General features: G+C 70.6%; 15 protein-coding genes. 9 read left to right on the top strand and 6 right to left on the bottom strand.

The genetic code is table 11. From position 1 onward, the window contains the following. Window positions 1–48: 48 nt before the first annotated feature. The gene (locus ACTWOL_RS17190) at window positions 49–444 is read left to right on the top strand and encodes a GntR family transcriptional regulator (protein ID WP_474297612.1); all 396 of its coding nucleotides are present in this window, start codon (window positions 49–51) and stop codon (window positions 442–444) included. 39 nt (window positions 445–483) lie between these two features. Here the strand turns inward: ACTWOL_RS17190 and ACTWOL_RS17185 are convergent, their stop codons facing one another. Further along, the gene (locus ACTWOL_RS17185; RefSeq protein ID WP_474297611.1) at window positions 484–1875 is read right to left on the bottom strand and encodes an NAD(P)/FAD-dependent oxidoreductase; all 1392 of its coding nucleotides are present in this window, start codon (window positions 1873–1875) and stop codon (window positions 484–486) included. 646 nt (window positions 1876–2521) lie between these two features. Between ACTWOL_RS17185 and ACTWOL_RS17180 the strand changes: the two genes are divergently transcribed. Then, window positions 2522–3193 (top strand): pentapeptide repeat-containing protein, encoded by a 672-nt coding sequence (locus tag ACTWOL_RS17180; protein ID WP_474297610.1) that lies wholly within the window; start codon window positions 2522–2524, stop codon window positions 3191–3193. A gap of 50 nt (window positions 3194–3243) precedes the next feature. On the opposite strand, the gene ACTWOL_RS17175 is transcribed toward ACTWOL_RS17180, so the two are convergent. Together ACTWOL_RS17175 and ACTWOL_RS17170 are read right to left on the bottom strand one after the other, a co-directional pair. Beyond that, window positions 3244–3759 (bottom strand): hypothetical protein, encoded by a 516-nt coding sequence (locus ACTWOL_RS17175; RefSeq protein WP_474297609.1) that lies wholly within the window; start codon window positions 3757–3759, stop codon window positions 3244–3246. A gap of 70 nt (window positions 3760–3829) precedes the next feature. Continuing rightward, window positions 3830–4405, bottom strand: a complete 576-nt coding sequence (locus tag ACTWOL_RS17170) for a PadR family transcriptional regulator (RefSeq protein ID WP_474297608.1) — start codon at window positions 4403–4405, stop codon at window positions 3830–3832. Window positions 4406–4562: 157 nt separating this feature from the next. On the opposite strand from ACTWOL_RS17170, the gene ACTWOL_RS17165 reads away from it, so the two are divergent. From ACTWOL_RS17165 to ACTWOL_RS17150, 4 genes are read left to right on the top strand one after another with little or no spacing between them, the layout of a single operon-like run. Beyond that, a complete protein-coding gene (locus ACTWOL_RS17165) occupies window positions 4563–4961 on the top strand; it encodes a nuclear transport factor 2 family protein (protein WP_474297607.1) in 399 nt (132 codons plus the stop codon). Beyond that, complete coding sequence (locus tag ACTWOL_RS17160) at window positions 4958–6499, top strand: phytoene desaturase family protein (protein WP_474297606.1); 1542 nt, start codon at window positions 4958–4960, stop codon at window positions 6497–6499. The genes ACTWOL_RS17165 and ACTWOL_RS17160 overlap by 4 nt, the downstream gene beginning before the upstream one ends. Next, entirely contained in the window at window positions 6496–7608 is a 1113-nt protein-coding gene (locus tag ACTWOL_RS17155; RefSeq protein ID WP_474297605.1) for a 2Fe-2S iron-sulfur cluster-binding protein, read from the top strand. The genes ACTWOL_RS17160 and ACTWOL_RS17155 overlap by 4 nt, the downstream gene beginning before the upstream one ends. Before the next feature lie 38 nt (window positions 7609–7646). Next, window positions 7647–9065, top strand: coding sequence for a M1 family metallopeptidase (locus ACTWOL_RS17150; RefSeq protein WP_474297604.1), 1419 nt, complete (start codon window positions 7647–7649; stop codon window positions 9063–9065). Window positions 9066–9191: 126 nt separating this feature from the next. Here ACTWOL_RS17150 and ACTWOL_RS17145 read toward each other — a convergent pair whose 3' ends face one another. Then, window positions 9192–9767, bottom strand: a complete 576-nt coding sequence (locus tag ACTWOL_RS17145; RefSeq protein WP_474297603.1) for a TerD family protein — start codon at window positions 9765–9767, stop codon at window positions 9192–9194. Window positions 9768–9933: 166 nt separating this feature from the next. On the opposite strand from ACTWOL_RS17145, the gene arfB reads away from it, so the two are divergent. After that, the gene (arfB, locus tag ACTWOL_RS17140) at window positions 9934–10359 is read left to right on the top strand and encodes an alternative ribosome rescue aminoacyl-tRNA hydrolase ArfB (protein ID WP_474297602.1); all 426 of its coding nucleotides are present in this window, start codon (window positions 9934–9936) and stop codon (window positions 10357–10359) included. A 70-nt stretch (window positions 10360–10429) separates the two neighbouring features. Here the strand turns inward: arfB and ACTWOL_RS17135 are convergent, their stop codons facing one another. Continuing rightward, on the bottom strand, window positions 10430–10939 hold the full coding sequence (locus ACTWOL_RS17135; protein WP_474297601.1) for a flavin reductase family protein: 510 nt from the start codon (window positions 10937–10939) through the stop codon (window positions 10430–10432). A 353-nt stretch (window positions 10940–11292) separates the two neighbouring features. Here ACTWOL_RS17135 and cdgB point away from each other — a divergent pair, with 353 nt between their 5' ends. Then, window positions 11293–12999, top strand: coding sequence for a diguanylate cyclase CdgB (gene cdgB / locus ACTWOL_RS17130; protein WP_474297600.1), 1707 nt, complete (start codon window positions 11293–11295; stop codon window positions 12997–12999). A gap of 166 nt (window positions 13000–13165) precedes the next feature. Continuing rightward, window positions 13166–14128 (top strand): carbohydrate-binding protein, encoded by a 963-nt coding sequence (locus tag ACTWOL_RS17125; RefSeq protein WP_474297599.1) that lies wholly within the window; start codon window positions 13166–13168, stop codon window positions 14126–14128. 91 nt (window positions 14129–14219) lie between these two features. Here the strand turns inward: ACTWOL_RS17125 and ACTWOL_RS17120 are convergent, their stop codons facing one another. After that, window positions 14220–15155 carry a 1-phosphofructokinase family hexose kinase gene (locus ACTWOL_RS17120; RefSeq protein ID WP_474297598.1) on the bottom strand — a complete coding sequence of 312 codons (936 nt, stop codon included), beginning with the start codon at window positions 15153–15155 and terminating at the stop codon, window positions 14220–14222. Between the last annotated feature and the right edge of the window lie 80 nt (window positions 15156–15235).

Genomic DNA, 15235 nt, shown 5'->3' with positions numbered 1-15235 from the left:
CCACGTTCCCTACGTAAAGTGTCGTCAAACGAGCGTAAGGTGAGGTCCGTGGTCGTGTTCCGCATCGACCGGCGCAGCGGAGTGGCGACGTATCTCCAGATCGTCCGTCAGGTCGAACAGGCTTTGCGTATGGGGGCGTTGGTGGAGGGCGATCGACTGCCCACCGCCGCCCAGGTCGCCGCGACCACCAAGGTGAACCCGAACACCACCCTCAAGGCCTACCGCGAACTCGAACGCGCGGGCCTGGCCGAGGTGCGCCAGGGAGCGGGCACGTTCATCACCCGCTCCCTCGCCCAGCCGCAGTCCGGCCCTGACTCGCCCCTGCGCGCGGCCCTCACCGAATGGATGCGTCAGGCGCATGCCGAGGGCCTGAGCGGACAGGACGTCACCGCGTTGTTCCGCTCCGCGTTCGAGGCCGACTACCCGGCCGATACGGCGGACTGACCCTGGACGGGCCTTGGTTCGCCGATCGGGCCGCCTGTTTCAGTGGCGGCCCGAGATCCGGTTCGCGAGTGCCGCGACGCGGTCCGTCTCCGTGCTGCGGCCCGCGAGTTCGCGGCGGTCGGCGGAGCGGTAGGCCGCGTAGAGGGTGTGGACGCCGAGCCAGCGGAAGGGCTCCGGCTCCCATTTGCGGACCCTGTGGTTGACCCAGGGGAGGGCGGTCAGGTCCGTGGGGCCCGCCTGGCCGGAGTCCTGCTGGATGAGGTCGCGCAGGGTGCGGGCGGCGAGGTTGGCGGTGGCGACGCCGGAGCCGACGTAGCCGCCGGCCCAGCCGAGACCGGTGGAGCGGTCGAGGGTGACGGTGGCGCACCAGTCGCGGGGTACGCCGAGGACTCCGGACCAGGCGTGGTCGATGTGGACGCCGGCGAGCTGGGGGAAGAAGCGCGTCAGGATGGCGCGCAGGGCGTCGATCGTGGCGGGCTGGGTGGTGCCGTCGTTGTCGGTGCGTGAGCCGTAGCGGTAGGGGACGCCGCGGCCGCCGATGGCGATGCGGTTGTCGGCGGTGCGTTGGGCGTACATGTACGCGTGGGCCATGTCGCCGAGTGCTTCGCGGCCTTCCCAGCCGATGGTGTCCCAGACGTCGGCCGGGAGCGGCTCCGTGGCGATCATGGAGGAGTTCATGGGGAGCCAGGTGCGGCGCTGGTGCGCGAGGGAGGCGGTGAAGCCTTCGGTGCAGCGCAGTATGTAGGGGGCCCGGACGGTGCCGTAGGGGGTGACGGCGTGTTTGGGTTTGATTTCGGTGACCGGTGTTGATTCGTGGATCGTCACACCGAGGGCTTCGACGGTGGCGGCGAGTCCTTTGACGAGTTTGACCGGGTGGAGGCGGGCGCCGTGTGGGGTCCAGCTGGAGCCGACGGCTCCGGCGACGCGGATGCGTTCGGCGGTGGCACGGGCGCCGTGGAGTTCGCGGTCTTTTTCACCGAAGGCGATTTCGACGGTGTGGAAGTTTCTGAGCCGGGCGAGCTGGGCGGGGGTGTAGGCGACCTCGAGGACGCCGCCGTGGTGGATGTCGGCGTCGATGTGTTCGTCGCGGGCGGTGTCGACGACTTCGGTGACGGTGTCGTTCATGGCCTGCTGGAGGCGTACGGCGGCGTCGTGGCCGTGGAGTCGGGCGTAGCGGTCGCGGCCTGCGATGCCGTTGTAGAGCCAGCCGCCGTTGCGTCCGGAGGCGCCGTAGCCGCAGAACTTGGCCTCGAGAAGGGTGATGTTGAGGAACGGGACGGCCTTTTTGAGGTAGTAGGCGGTCCATAGGCCGGTGTATCCGCCGCCGACGATGCAGATGTCGGCGGTGGTGTCGCCGGGCAGGGGCTCCCGGGGGGCGGGGACGCCTTCCTGTGCGTACCAGAACGATATGCCGCCGTTGACGGTGCTCATGTGTTCCCTGCCGATGCCCGGTGGTGTGGTGCGTGTGTGGCGGACGTTACTGCGCGGGATCGTTTTTGGCGATGTGCGAGCGGTACGGTCCGGTCGTGGTCGACATGCCGAAAGCGCTGGTCGTGTCCTTGATCGGGCGGGGTGGACCGGTGTTCCTGTCGGCGTTCATAGGGCTCGGGGCGGCTTCCGGGTGCGGGCCGGGCGGGGCTGTGTGAGTCTGGCCGCGTGACCGGGGGGTGGGGGCGCTGACGAGGGAGATGGTCATGGACCAGCTCGGAGACAAGCCCGAACAGATCCGGAAGCATCTGGAAGAGGAGAAGCGGCATCTGGAGGAGGAGAGGCGGCGCCGTGCGGGGACGGCGGATCGCGGGTCCTCCGGTGGGGCCGCTTCGCCTGGTGAGCGGGGTGGCGGGACGCGTCCGGGGGCGCGGGAGACGTCCGGGGAGGCGCCTGGTGAGGACGCGTACGACGATTTGTCGGACGAGTCCCTGGGCGATCTAGGCGATGTGTTGAGGAACGAGTCGTACAGGGGCGGGCCGGGGCGCGGATAGCCGCCCCTGTCGTCGGCTGGTCCCAGGGTCGTGGTCCGGGGGACGGGGCATGCGGCCCGGGGCCGCTTGTCAGTGCTGTGCGTCACCATGGGCCCATGGCGCACAGGACGAGGAAGTCACAGGTGGCCGCGGCTCGCCGGCCCGGGGTACGGCTGCCGCCGCTGCGGGCGTACGCGGACGGGCTGGAGCCCGACGGGGACTATGACGGACTGGAGCTGGCGGGGCTCGATCTGTCCGGCCAGGAGGGGGCCGGCGCGCGGTTCCTGGACTGTGCGCTGCGTGAGTGTGTGCTGGACGAGGCCTCGCTGACCGGTGCCCGGTTCATCGACTCGGTGCTGACGGGTGTGCGGGGTGTGGGCACCGATCTCGCGGGGGCGTCGCTGCGGGATGTGGAGGTCGTGGAAGCGCGGATGGGCGGGGTGCAGCTGCACGGCGCGGTGCTGGAGCGTGTGGTGGTGCGGGGAGGGAAGTTCGACTATCTGAATCTGCGCGGGGCCCGACTGAAGGACGTCGTGTTCGAGGGGTGTGTCCTGTCCGAGCCCGACTTCGGGGCGGCGGAGCTGGTGCGTGTGGAGTTCCTGGACTGTGCTCTGCGGCGGGCGGATTTCAGCGATGTGCGGATGCAGGATGTGGATCTTCGGCAGGCGGCCGAGCTGGATATCGCGCGGGGGGTGGACCGGCTGTCCGGTGCGGTGATCAGCGGGCCCCAGCTGCTCGATCTGGCACCGGCGCTGGCGGCGCAGATCGGGCTGCGGGTGGAGGGCTGAGCGCAGCGTCCGGTGGGCGGCCGAGACGTGTGCGGGCCGGGCCCGGCGGTTCAGCGGGGGGCGCGCTCCGGGGTGCGGGGGAAGCGGGTCTGCAGATCCCAGACGACGGGGTTGTCGCCGAGGCCGTCGTGCATGTCGGTGAGGTCGGCGATCAGGTCGTGCAGGAAGTCGCGTGCCTCGCGGCGCAGTTCGGTGTGGCCGAAGGTGAGGGGCGGTTCGTCGCCGGGCATCCAGTCGGCTTCGACGTCCACCCAGCCGAAGCGGCGCTCGAAGAGCATGCGGTCGGCCGACTCGGTGAAGTCCAGTTCGGCGTACTGGGGCCGGGAGGCGCGGCTGCCGAGGGGGTCGTGGTCGAGCTGCTCCACGATGTCGCACAGGGCCCAGGCGAAGTCGAGCACCGGAACCCATCCCCAGGCTGTGGACACCTCGCGGTCCGCCTCGGTGTCCGCGAGGTAGACGTCTCCGCAGAACAGGTCGTGCCGCAGGGTGTGCACGTCCGCGCGCCTGTAGTCGGTCTGCGGGGGATCCGGGAAGCGGCGGGAGAGCGAGTAGCCGATGTCGAGCACGCCTTGATGGTGTCATGCGCGGCTGCCCGGCCGTCATGCCAGGTGCCACGGACCCGGCCGGGAGGTCCGGTCAGGCCGGGCGCCCGGTGGACGCCTCGTGCCTGCGGGCCAGGATTCCGAGGACCTGTTCGCACCAGCGGATGTTCTCTTCCTCGAAGGCGCGTCCGCGCATCAGCGTGAGATACGGGCCGACGCGGTCCGCGGTGCTCAGGTACTCGTCCTCGCTGCGACCGTTCAGCAGGAAGTCGCGCAGGCGCTCGTAGCGGGCGAGCTTGCCGCGGGCCCACTCCAGGCGTTCCCCGACGAGCGCGCGGGTGGTGTCCGGGTCCGCCTCGTCGACGGCCTGGATCTTCACCAGGAGTTCGTCGCGGATCGTCGTGGGGCGGGGCGGGGTCGCGGTGAAGGTGCGCAGTTCGGCCTGCCCGGCCTCGGTGAGGGTGAACATCCGCTTGTTGGGGCGGCGTTCCTGCTGGACGACGCGTGCCGCGATCAGCCCGTCGGCGGCGAGCCGGTCCAGCTCCCGGTACAGCTGCTGCGGCGTCGCGGACCAGAAGTTGGCCACGGACACGTCGAAGATCTTGGCCAGGTCGTAGCCGGACGCCTCGCCCTCCAGGAGGGCGGCGAGTACCGCGTACTTGAGAGACACCTGGACACGCTAACACCGAAGTGATTACTCTCATCCGCACCTACTCAACAAAGTGAGTATTCATGGGTCAGTGGGGCCGGAGGCACAGCCAGTCCGGCTCCCCGGACCCCGCTCGCGGGTCCGGCTCCCGGGCCCCACTCCACCGGAGGGATCGGTCATGCATCCGTTCCGCAAAGCCGTCGAGGCCGGCGACCACGGCGCCGTCGCCGCGCTGCTCGCCGAGAACGTCGTCTTCACCAGCCCCGTCGCCTTCCGCCCGTACCACGGCAAGGCGATGACCGCCGCGATCCTGGCCGCGGTCTCCCAGGTCTTCGAGGACTTCCGCTACGTACGCGAGATCAGCGGTGCCGACGGACGCGACCACGCGCTCGTCTTCACCGCCCGCGTCGGCGACCGTGAGATCAACGGCTGCGACTTCCTGCACATCGACGACGACGGCCTCATCGACGACTTCATGGTCATGGTCCGGCCGCTGTCCGCCGCCCAGGCGCTCTCGCAGGCCATGGGCGCCCGGTTCGAGGAGATCGGCCGGCAGGCCGCGGCGGCACAGTCGTGAACGACTTCGACGCGGTCGTCATCGGCGCCGGCAACGCGGGCCTGACCGCGGCCGTCACCCTCCAGCGCGCGGGCGCCCGTACGCTCCTGGTCGAGCGCCACAACGTGCCGGGCGGCTGTGCGACCTCCTTCCGCCGCGGCCGGTACGAGTTCGAGGTCGCCCTGCACCAGCTGTCCGGGATCGGCGCGGAAGGCCAGGCGTTCTCACTGCGCGGGCTGCTCGCCGAGCTGGGCGTCGCCGACCGGCTGGAGTTCGTCGAGGAGCGCGACCTGTACCGCGCCGTGGTGCCCGGCCTGTACGACGTGACCCTGCCCGCGGACTGGGCGGGTGCGGCGGAAGCGCTCGAAGCGGCCTTCCCCGGCAACCGCGCCCGCATCGAGAAGTTCTTCGCGCTGCTGCGCGATGTGACGTTCTGGCAGGTCGCGGCCATGAACGGGACGCCCGCCGAGCAGATCGACCCGCTGCTGTTCCGCCAGGGCCTGCGTCCTTTCAAGGACGTGCTCGACGACCACTTCGACGACGACCGCCTCAAGTCCGTGCTCGGTGCCTACTGGGGCTATCTCGGACTGCCCCCGTCCCGGCTGCCGTTCCAGGATTTGGCCCTCGTCCTGTTCGCCTACCTCGAGTTCAAGCCCTGGCACATCCGCGGCGGTTCGCAGATGCTCTCCCGGGCCCTGCTCGACTCCTTCCTGCGCGCGGGCGGTGAGGTCCGCTTCAGCACCGCGGTCCTGGCAGTCCGCACCCGCGGCGGCCGCGTCGCGGGCGTCAGGCTGGACACCGGCGAGCGGGTGACCGCCCCGGATGTCGTGTCCAACGCCTCGCTGCCCGCGACCTACGCCATGCTCGAAGGACTGCCCGTCCCCTCCGCCGCCGCCCGTGAGCTGCGCGGCCGGCGCACCGGAACCTCCGGTTTCGTCCTGCACATGGGGCTGGACGCGACCCCCGCCGAACTCGGCTTCACCGCGAGCACCACCTTCGTGAACGCCGACATGGACGACGACCGCACGTTCGCCTCCATGCGCGGCCTCGACCCGGTGCGGGGGATCGTCGCGTCCTCGTACGACGTGGAACCGATCGGCTTCGCACCGCCGGGGGCGAGCCATGTCAGCCTGATGACGCTGCAGTACGCCGACGCCTGGCAGGCCCTGCCGCCCGCCGAGTACGCACGTGCCAAATTCGCCTACGCCGAGGGCCTGCTGGACCTCCTGGAGACCGTGACCCCGGGCGTACGGGACGCGATCGAGGAGGTGGACGTCGCCACCCCGCTGACCATGGAGCGCTATCTGGGCCACCCCGGCGGTGCGTTCTACGGCTATGAGCAGGACGCCACCGAGAGCTGGCTGTTCCGTGGCGGCGGCAGCGGGGTGGAGAGCCATGTGCCCGGCCTGCATCTGGCCGGTGCCTGGGTGGGCATGGGCGGGTTCCAGCCGACCCTGCAGTCCGGTGCGGCCGTTGCCCGCCGGCTGCTCGAGACCACGGGCCACCGCGGCGGTGGCCGCAGCACAAGGGTCCAGGAGCGCGGGAGGGCCTGCACATGAAACACCCCATTGCCGAGCTCTACGACGGCCATGACGCCATCCGGGCCGAGATCGACCGGCGCGCCTGTCGGCCGGACCCCGACGAACCTGCGCCCCGGACGCCGGTCGTCGAGCGCTACCACCCGAAGCGGCTCGAGCTCGTCGTCGGAGCCGTGCGCACCGAGACGGCCAGCACCCGGACGTTCCGTCTCCGGCGCCCGGACGGCCTGCCCCTGCCGCCGTTCCTCGCCGGGCAGTACGTCAACGTCTTCACCGACGGGACGAGCCGGCCGTACGCCATCGCCTCCAGCCCCGCGGACACCGGGCACTACGACCTGACCGTACGGCGCGTCGCCGGGGGCAGGATCGGCAACCTGCTCGTCGACACCCTCGCCGTCGGCGACCGGCTCACCACCACCGGCCCCCTGGGTACCTTCCACCACAACCCGCTGTTCCACGGCGACGATCTCGTGTTCCTCGCCGGAGGCTCGGGCGTGGTCCCCGCGATGAGCATGCTGCGCGACATCGCCGACCATGCTCTGCCGCGCCGACTCCACCTGGTGTACGGCTCGCGCGACGCCGGCGATGTCCTCTTCCGCGACGAACTCGACGCCCTCGCCGCCGCACACCCCGACCGGATCCGCGTGGACCACGTGATCGGCGGTCTGCTCACGGCGGGAACGATCAGCGAACTGGCCGGTCCACTGGGGGAGCGGATGGTGTACGTCTGCGGGCCGCAGGCGATGTATCCGTACGTGCTCGAACAGCTCTCACTGCTCGGCCATCCCCGCCGCCGGATCCGCTTCGAGGCCAACGGTGCACCGGCCCGCCCCGAGGCCCAGCCGCACTGGCCGGCCGACGTCGACGGCACGGAGGAGGTGGTGGTCTCGGCCGGAGGTACCCGCTTTCGCACGCCACGCAACCGGCCGCTGCTCGATGCCCTGGAGGACCACGGTGTGCGCCCCGAGGCCGCGTGCCGCTCCGGCGAGTGCGGCATGTGCGTGGTCCGTGTCGTCGGCGGGGAGGTGCACACGGCACAGGAGGCCCGGCTCCGGATGGCCGACGAGCGCTTCGGTTACACGCACAGCTGCGTCGCCTATCCCCTGACGGACGTGGAGATCGAGATCTGACGAGAGGAATGGGATATTCCCGGCATAGGATTGCTGGTGTGTCTCCGTATCAGCGATCCCTCCTCCGTGCCGCCGCTCCGGTCGTCGCCCTGATCGCCCTCGGCGGCACGGCCTGCACCGCGGCCCAGAGCTCGGGGGCGGGGAGCGCGGGGAAGACGGGTGGCGCAGGTGCGGGCGACCCGAACTTCCCCCGGCTCGGCAACGGCGGCTACGACGCGCGTCACTATGAGCTCGCACTCGACTACGACCCGAAGACGAACAAGCTGTCGGGCACGACGACGATCACCGCACGCGCCACCCAGGACCTGAGCGCCTTCAACCTCGACTTCCACGGCATGACCGTCCGGAGCGCGACCGTCGACGGGGCCCCCGCCGCCGTGAACCGGGCGGACGACGAGCTGACCCTGCGTCCGCGCGAGGAGATCGGCAAGGGCAGCACCTTCCGTACCGTCGTGCGCTACTCGGGTACTCCGCTCACCATCACCGACCCCGACAAGTCCAAGGAAGGCTGGCTGAAGACAGCGGACGGCGCGGTCGCACTCGGCCAGCCGACGGGATCGATGGCGTGGTTCCCGGGCAACCACCACCCGAGCGACAAGGCGACGTACGACATCACCGTCACCGTCCCCAAGGGGCTCACGGCCGTCTCCAACGGGGAACTGCGCTCGCGGCGGGCCACAGCCGACGGCGCGCGGACCACCTTCGTCTGGCGCTCCGCGCAGCCCATGGCGAGCTATCTCGCCACCGTCGCCGTCGGTGAATACGACACCAAGTCGGCCCGTCCGGCGGACGGGGGCGTGCCCGTCTACACGGCCGTGGACAGGACCGTGGCGCCACGCGCCGCCAAGCTGCTGGCACGCATCCCCGAGCTCATGGACTGGGCCGTGTACAACTTCGGCCCCTATCCCTTCTCCTCCACCGGCGCGATCGTCGACCGTGCCCACGACGCCGGCTACGCCCTGGAGACCCAGGGCCGTCCCTTCTTCCCGGAGGACTCCTTCGACACCGAGACCCTCGTCCACGAGATCGCCCACCAGTGGTTCGGCAACTCCGTCACGCCCAGGACCTGGCAGGACGTGTGGCTGAGCGAGGGCTTCGCGACCTATGCGCAGTGGCTGTACGCCGAGGACTTCGAGAACGTCCCGGCGAGCGAGAGCTTCCGGGAGGCCTACGACACGGAAGCGAACTGGGAGTTCCCGCCGACGCGGCAGCCGGACACCGAGCACTTCCTCGCCGATCCGGTGTACGGCCGGGGCGCGATGGTGCTGCACAAGGTCCGCCAGGCGGTGGGCGACGAGAAGTTCTACGAGATCGTGCAGGGCTGGGCGAAGGAGCACCGCCACGGCAACGCCACCACCGACGAGTTCACCGCGTACGTGGAGAAGAAGTCGGGCAAGGACCTGACGGCCCTGTGGGACACCTGGCTGTACGGCAAGGACAAGCCCGAGAAGCCCTGAGGAGTCGTCCGGGCTGTCCGGCTGTCCGGCGGTACGGCTCTCCGGCTCCGTCCCGCTGCCCGTATACGGACGACGCCCGGCCGGAAGACCCCGGCCGGGCGTCGGTGTCCGCGAAGGAGCCGTGCGTCAGACGTTGACGCCGAAGTCCTGGGCGATGCCCACGAGGCCCGAGGCGTAACCCTGGCCGACCGCGCGGAACTTCCACTCGGCGCCGTTGCGGTAGAGCTCGCCGAAGACCATCGCGGTCTCCGTCGCGGCGTCCTCGCTCAGGTCGTAGCGGGCGATCTCGCTGCCGCCGGCCTGGTTGACGATGCGGATGTACGCGTTGCGCACCTGGCCGAAGTTCTGGGTGCGGGTCTCGGCGTCGTAGATGGAGACCGGGAAGACGATGCGCTCGACGTCGGCCGGCAGGCCCTGCAGGTTGACGTTGATCTGCTCGTCGTCGCCGCCGCCCTCACCCGTGCGGTTGTCACCGGTGTGGACGATGGTCTGGTCCGGCGTGGACTTGTTGTTGAAGAAGACGAAGTGGCCGTCGGAGACGACCTTCCCGCCGGTGTTGACCGCGATCGCCGAGGCGTCGAGGTCGAAGTCGGTGCCGGTGGTGGTACGGACGTCCCAGCCGAGGCCCACCGTGATGGCGGTCAGGCCCGGTGCCTCCTTGGTGAGCGAGACGTTGCCGCCCTTGGACAGGCTTACAGCCATGGGGATGTCCCTTTCCTGGTCGAGTGTGGTGCGGTCGGGCTTCGGGTGCGGTGGTGCGATGTGCCCCCGAAGCTACCGTCACCTTCCATAACGCAGACGAAGCACGGCGAGGTTCCAGGAGAAAAGAAGGTGACGGGCGTCGCTCACGGGCGCGACCATGGGATGCATGTCCGGGCCCTATCTCATTCGCGGCTCGGTCTCCCTCCCGGAGGCCGAGCTCATGTGGCGTTTCTCCCGTTCGTCGGGCCCGGGTGGCCAGCACGTCAACACGAGCGACTCGCAGGTGGAGCTGCGCTTCGACCTCGCGGCGACGCAGGCGCTGCCCGAGGTCTGGAAGGCGCGTGCCCTGGAGCGTCTCGCTTCCCGGCTGCACGACGGCGTGGTCACCGTACGGGCGTCGGAGCACCGCTCCCAGTGGCGCAACCGCGAGGCGGCGGCGGTGCGGCTGGCCGCGCTGCTGGCCGAGGCCTCGGCGCCGCCGCCGCGTCCACGCCGCGCCACGAAGATCCCCCGGGGTATCAACGAGCGCCGTCTGCGGGAGAAGAAGCAGCGGGCGGAGACGAAGCGCGGCCGCAGCGGCCGCGATTGGTGACGGAAGCGGGCAGCCCGTCCCCGCCGTGGTGGACCCGTGGTTCACCCGTCCCTGCCGTGGCGGACCCGCTTCAGCCCAGGTGGCGGTAGCGGCCGCGGAAGTACGTCAGCGGGCCGCCGTCCCCGCCCGGCAGCCCCGCCTTGAGTACACGGCCGATGACGAGTGTGTGGTCTCCGGCTTCCACCCGCTGTTCCGTGCGGCACTCGAGCACGGCCAGCGCGCCCTCCACCAGCGGCGCGCCGCACACCTCGCCGCGCGTCCAGGGGATGTCCTCGAACAGCAGCCGGTCGCTGATCCGTCCCTTCATCGCGAACCGGCCCGCGATCTGGCGCTGGTTCTCCGAGAGCAGCGAGACGCCCCACAGGGGCTGTTCCGCCAGCAGGTCGTCCATGCGCGAGCCGTTGCGCAGACTCACCATGACCAGCGGCGGGTCCAGCGACACCGACACGAACGCGGTCGCCGTCATGCCCACGTCGTCGCCGCGCGGACCGTCCTCGCTCAGCTCGGGCTCGTGTGCCGTCACCAGCACCACGCCCGCCGCCAGGCGGGACATGGCGGCGCGGAACTCGTCGTTGCTCACCCCCTCAGCATGGGGGATGGCCTTGTCGCGGGGGACTGCAGTCGTCGGGAGCACACCCGGAACGCTAACCTCGTCCCCGTCGCGGCCACATCGGGCCATGGGACGAGCCAGGACCTAGGACCACGGTCCCGGGAACCGTTTCGGATTTGCGTTCAAGAATCACACATGGCCGCCCGTCACCCGATCTGACCCTTCTTCATCTAATGTGACTTGAGTCACAGAGGGCGGTATTTGTTGACCCTGTGTACCGAGTGGGCAGCGCGCTGTGATTCAGTGGCGGGGACAGAGTATCGAGAGGACCGATGAGAAGCCTGGAGTCACGTTAGCTGTCGAGGTCTCGGGGAGAGCGAGCGATGGAGACCGAGTCGGAGCCGTACGTCCGTCTTGCGACCCTGCGGCAGCTGCATCAGGTCGTGGCCGAGCTCAATACGGCCCGCAGTCTGGCGGACACGCTGCAGACCGTTGCCGACGGCATTGTCGCCGGACTCGGCTACGAGCTGGCGTGTGTCAATCTCGTGCGCCCCGACGGGCATCTCGTCGTCGCCGCCTTCGCGGGTAACTCCGCGGCCGAGGCCCTGATCACCGGCCGTGTCGGCTCCCGTGCCTCCTGGGAGCGCAGGCTGTCCATGGGCGAGGCCTGGGGTGAGCTCCGGTTCATACCGCACACCGAGGGCTGGGTGCTCCTGGAGGACGACGTTCCGCAGTGGTACACCGAAGGGCCCGAACCTCGCTTCGAGGACGAGTGGCACCCCCAGGACAGGCTCTACGCGCCCATGTACGCCTCGGGTGGCGGAGGGGAGCTCCTCGGCGTGATCTCGGTCGACAAACCCCGCAACGGCCGCCGTCCGGGCGCCTGGGGCCAGGAAGCGCTCCAGATGTACGCGTCGCAGTCCGCGATTGCGATCAGCAATGCCCGGCTCCGAGCAAACATGCAGCGCGCACTGGTCCGCCTGGAGCGGGAACAGCAGGCCCTGCGCGCCAGCGAGGAATCCTTCCGGCAGGCCTTCGAGTACGCGCCGAGCGGCATGGCCATCGCCGAGATGGGCGGCGACCAGCACGGGCGGCTGCTGCGCACCAACGACGCCCTGTGCCGGCTGCTCGGCCGGCCCGCCTCCGCGATGCGCCGCTACTCCTTCGCCGACCTGGTCCATCCGGACGACGTCGGCATGCTGCTGCGGACCTCGGCCGAGGGCGGCCGTGCCGAGCTGCGGCTCGGGCGGCGCGACGGGACGTACGTCTGGGTCTCGCTGCGCAACTCCGTCGTCGCCGACACCGCCGACGGACCCCGCTTCCTGCTCACCCACGTCGAGGACATCGAGGAGCGCAAGCGGCACGAGTTGCAGCTCGCGCACCGGGCCAGCCATGACGCACTGACCGGCCTGCCGAACAACGCGGAGCTGCGCGCCCGGCTCAGCGCCCGGATCTGCGAGCGGCCCCAGACGCCGCGTTCCGGTCCGGTGGAGGCGCTGGACGCCGCCTACGGCCAGCACCCCGGGCAGACCGGATATGTGCCCGGCTACGGCGCGGGCGGCTACGACGAAGGGCCCGCGGGCGACCGCGGGTTCCACCGCGACGGCTTCAACTTCGAGGTCCAGGCACCCGGCGGGGCTTACGACCCCCATGTGCATGCCGTCGCACCGCACGGCGAGCACGACGACGGCACCAAGGGCCTGGCCGTCCTCTTCTGCGATCTGGACGGCTTCAAGTCGATCAACGACCGGTTCGGGCACAACACCGGCGACGCCGTGCTCATCGAGGTCGCACGCCGGCTCACGACCGGCGTGCGCGACGGGGACACCGTCGCCCGGCTCGGGGGTGACGAATTCGTCGTCCTCGCCGACGGCCTCGGCGCGGCCGACGCCGCCGACCTCGCCGTACGGCTCCGTAACGCGATCATCCCGCCGATCCGGGTCGACGGGAGGGCGGTCCGGGTCGGGGCGAGCTTCGGCATCGGCTGGGCGGTGTGCGGTATGTCCGTCGAGGAAGTGCTGCAGTCCGCCGACCAGCGGATGTACATCGAGAAGAGATCGCGCGCCAAGGTGCACCGCCGTGCCGGTTAGACAGCCTTGTGCGGAACGGGCACGCGAGTCGCTGTGATCCGGACGACAGGCTGAAGGTCCCGGAGTGGAACCGGCCGGGGCTGTGGTCCGTCCTTGGAGTGACGAGGACGGGGTAGGCTCGGCCGGTCGGCGACGGCTGGCGAGCATGGATAGGAGTGACCCAGGGATGACGGCCGGGAACAACGGCGCGAGCACGCCTGAGGACGACGATCCGTTCGGCTATCTGTACGCGGACGGGCAGCAGCGTACCGGCGCCGCACCTCCTCGCCAGGGCGGCTACGGCTACCCCGGTCCGACCGCGCAGCCCGGTGTGCCCAGAACGTCGTACAACCAGGTCAGAACGGTTGGCGAGCGCCAGTACGGGCAGGTCCCGCCGCAGCAGTCGTACGGACAGCAGTACGCGCAGCAGCCGAGCCCCCAGTACGCGGCACCGGAGACCTATCCCGGTGGTGCCCCCACCCGTCAGGTCCCCGACATGGGCCAGGACGTCGGTGGCCGCGGCCGTGGCCCCAACACCCGGGGACTGATCATCGGTGCCGTGGCCGTCGTCGCGGTCGTCGTCATCGGTATCGGTGTGGCGCTCATCACGAGTGGCGATGACGACAAGGGCCGGCAGAACTCCGGCAGCGGTGCTCCCGCGGGCCAGGTGAAGCCGAGCGAGAAGCCGACCAAGGGCGGCGGCGAGAAGCCCCCGGCCACCAAGCTCCCGAAGCAGGACGCGGCGACGCTCCAGCTCGGGCCGCCGGCGCAGCTGGGCACCGACATCAAGGGCGCGAAGGGCACGAACGGCGCGTACGTGCAGTTCAACGGTGTGGGCGGATCGGCCAGCTGGTCGGTGGACGTCCCGGCCGACGGCAAGTACACGCTGTTCGTCACCTACAGCGTGCCGGGCAAGGACGCGAAGACCTCGCTCACCGTCAACACCGAGCAGCCGCGCTCCATCAACATGTCCAACTTCAGCCGTGCGAAGGAGGGCGACTGGGAGAAGGGCTGGACCCGCACTTTCTCCTACGTCAACCTCAAGAAGGGCACCAACACCCTGAAGATCTCCTGTGAGCAGGGGGACTCGTGCGAGGCCCTCCTCGACCAGGTCTCGCTGAAGCAGGGCGAGGCCAGGAACCCCGATTAGGGATCTCGTACCCATGGCACGACGCGGGCCGTCACCCTCCGGGGTGGCGGCCCTTCGCATGGGTGGAAATGGGTCATGCCGGAGGAGCCGTTCAGGCCGCCGGCAGGAGTTCCGTCACGGCGATCTTCGGCAGCAGGTCCTCGTAGGTGTCCCGGTCGAAGTCCCCCGCGGCCGGTGCCAGCACCGTCGCCGTGGCCAGTGCCACCGCGCGGGCCAGCCGGTCGGGCCAGGGCAGGGACTCCACCAGGCCGGAGAGCAGTCCGGCGACGGCCGAGTCGCCCGCGCCGGTCGGGTTGCCGAGGACCTTCGCGGGCGGGGCGGCCCGCCAGCTGCCGTCGGGGGTGGCGGCGAGTACACCGTCCGGGCCGAGCGAGGAGACCACCGTGCGGGCGCCGCGGCGCCGTGCGGCGTGGGTGGCGCGCACGGGTTCGCGGGAGCCGGTGAGCTGGGCGAGTTCGTCGGCGTTCGGCTTGAGGAGATCGGGGCGGGCGGCGATGCCCCGGCGCAGGGGTTCGCCGCTGGTGTCCAGCAGGGTGGGAACGCCGGCCGCGCGTGCCCGGCGGACCAGTTCGGCGTAGGCGCCGACATGGATGCCGGGGGGCAGGCTGCCGCACAGGGCGACGGCGTCGGCGTCGCTCAGGAGCCTCTCGTACGAGACGAGAAAGGCGGCCCACTCGTCGCCGGTGACCTGCGGGCCCGGCTCGTTCAGCTGGGTGGTGTCGCCGGTCGCCGTGTCCACGACGGCAAGGGTGCGACGGGTGTTCCCCGCGACCGGGACGAGCGCGTCGCGTACCGGAAGCCCGGCGAGCAGTTCGCGCAGCACCGCACCGGTCGGGCCGCCCGCGAAGCCCGTGACGACCGCCTCGTGTCCGAGGGTGGCCAGGACGCGTGCGACGTTGAGGCCCTTGCCGCCGGGGCGCACGACGGCCTCGCTGACCCGGTGGGAGGCGCCCGGGACGAGCGCGGGGACCCGGTGGGTGAGGTCCAGGGCGGTGTTCAATGTGACCGTCAGAATCACTTCTGACACCCCCGGAGACTGCGCTTGCCATGGCTGGACGGGCCCCGATCATGCCAAAAAGAAGGCGGCAGGCCCAGACCCCGTCCGGC

The sequence above is a fragment of the Micromonospora sp. IBHARD003 genome (assembly GCF_056106285.1).
The sequence above is the reverse complement of the archived record's forward strand: the minus strand, read 5'-3'. Positions and strand labels throughout refer to the sequence as shown.

Bases quoted from the DNA above. Each gene is read 5' to 3' on its own strand.
- ACTWOL_RS17125 (WP_474297599.1), top strand. From the start codon at position 13,166: ATGACGGCCGGGAACAACGGCGCGAGCACGCCTGAGGACGACGATCCG.
- arfB (WP_474297602.1), top strand. From the start codon at position 9,934: ATGTCCGGGCCCTATCTCATTCGCGGCTCGGTCTCCCTCCCGGAGGCC.
- ACTWOL_RS17180 (WP_474297610.1), top strand. From the start codon at position 2,522: ATGGCGCACAGGACGAGGAAGTCACAGGTGGCCGCGGCTCGCCGGCCC.
- ACTWOL_RS17155 (WP_474297605.1), top strand. From the start codon at position 6,496: ATGAAACACCCCATTGCCGAGCTCTACGACGGCCATGACGCCATCCGG.
- ACTWOL_RS17145 (WP_474297603.1), bottom strand. From the start codon at position 9,767: ATGGCTGTAAGCCTGTCCAAGGGCGGCAACGTCTCGCTCACCAAGGAG.
- ACTWOL_RS17185 (WP_474297611.1), bottom strand. From the start codon at position 1,875: ATGAGCACCGTCAACGGCGGCATATCGTTCTGGTACGCACAGGAAGGC.
- ACTWOL_RS17165 (WP_474297607.1), top strand. From the start codon at position 4,563: ATGCATCCGTTCCGCAAAGCCGTCGAGGCCGGCGACCACGGCGCCGTC.
- cdgB (WP_474297600.1), top strand. From the start codon at position 11,293: ATGGAGACCGAGTCGGAGCCGTACGTCCGTCTTGCGACCCTGCGGCAG.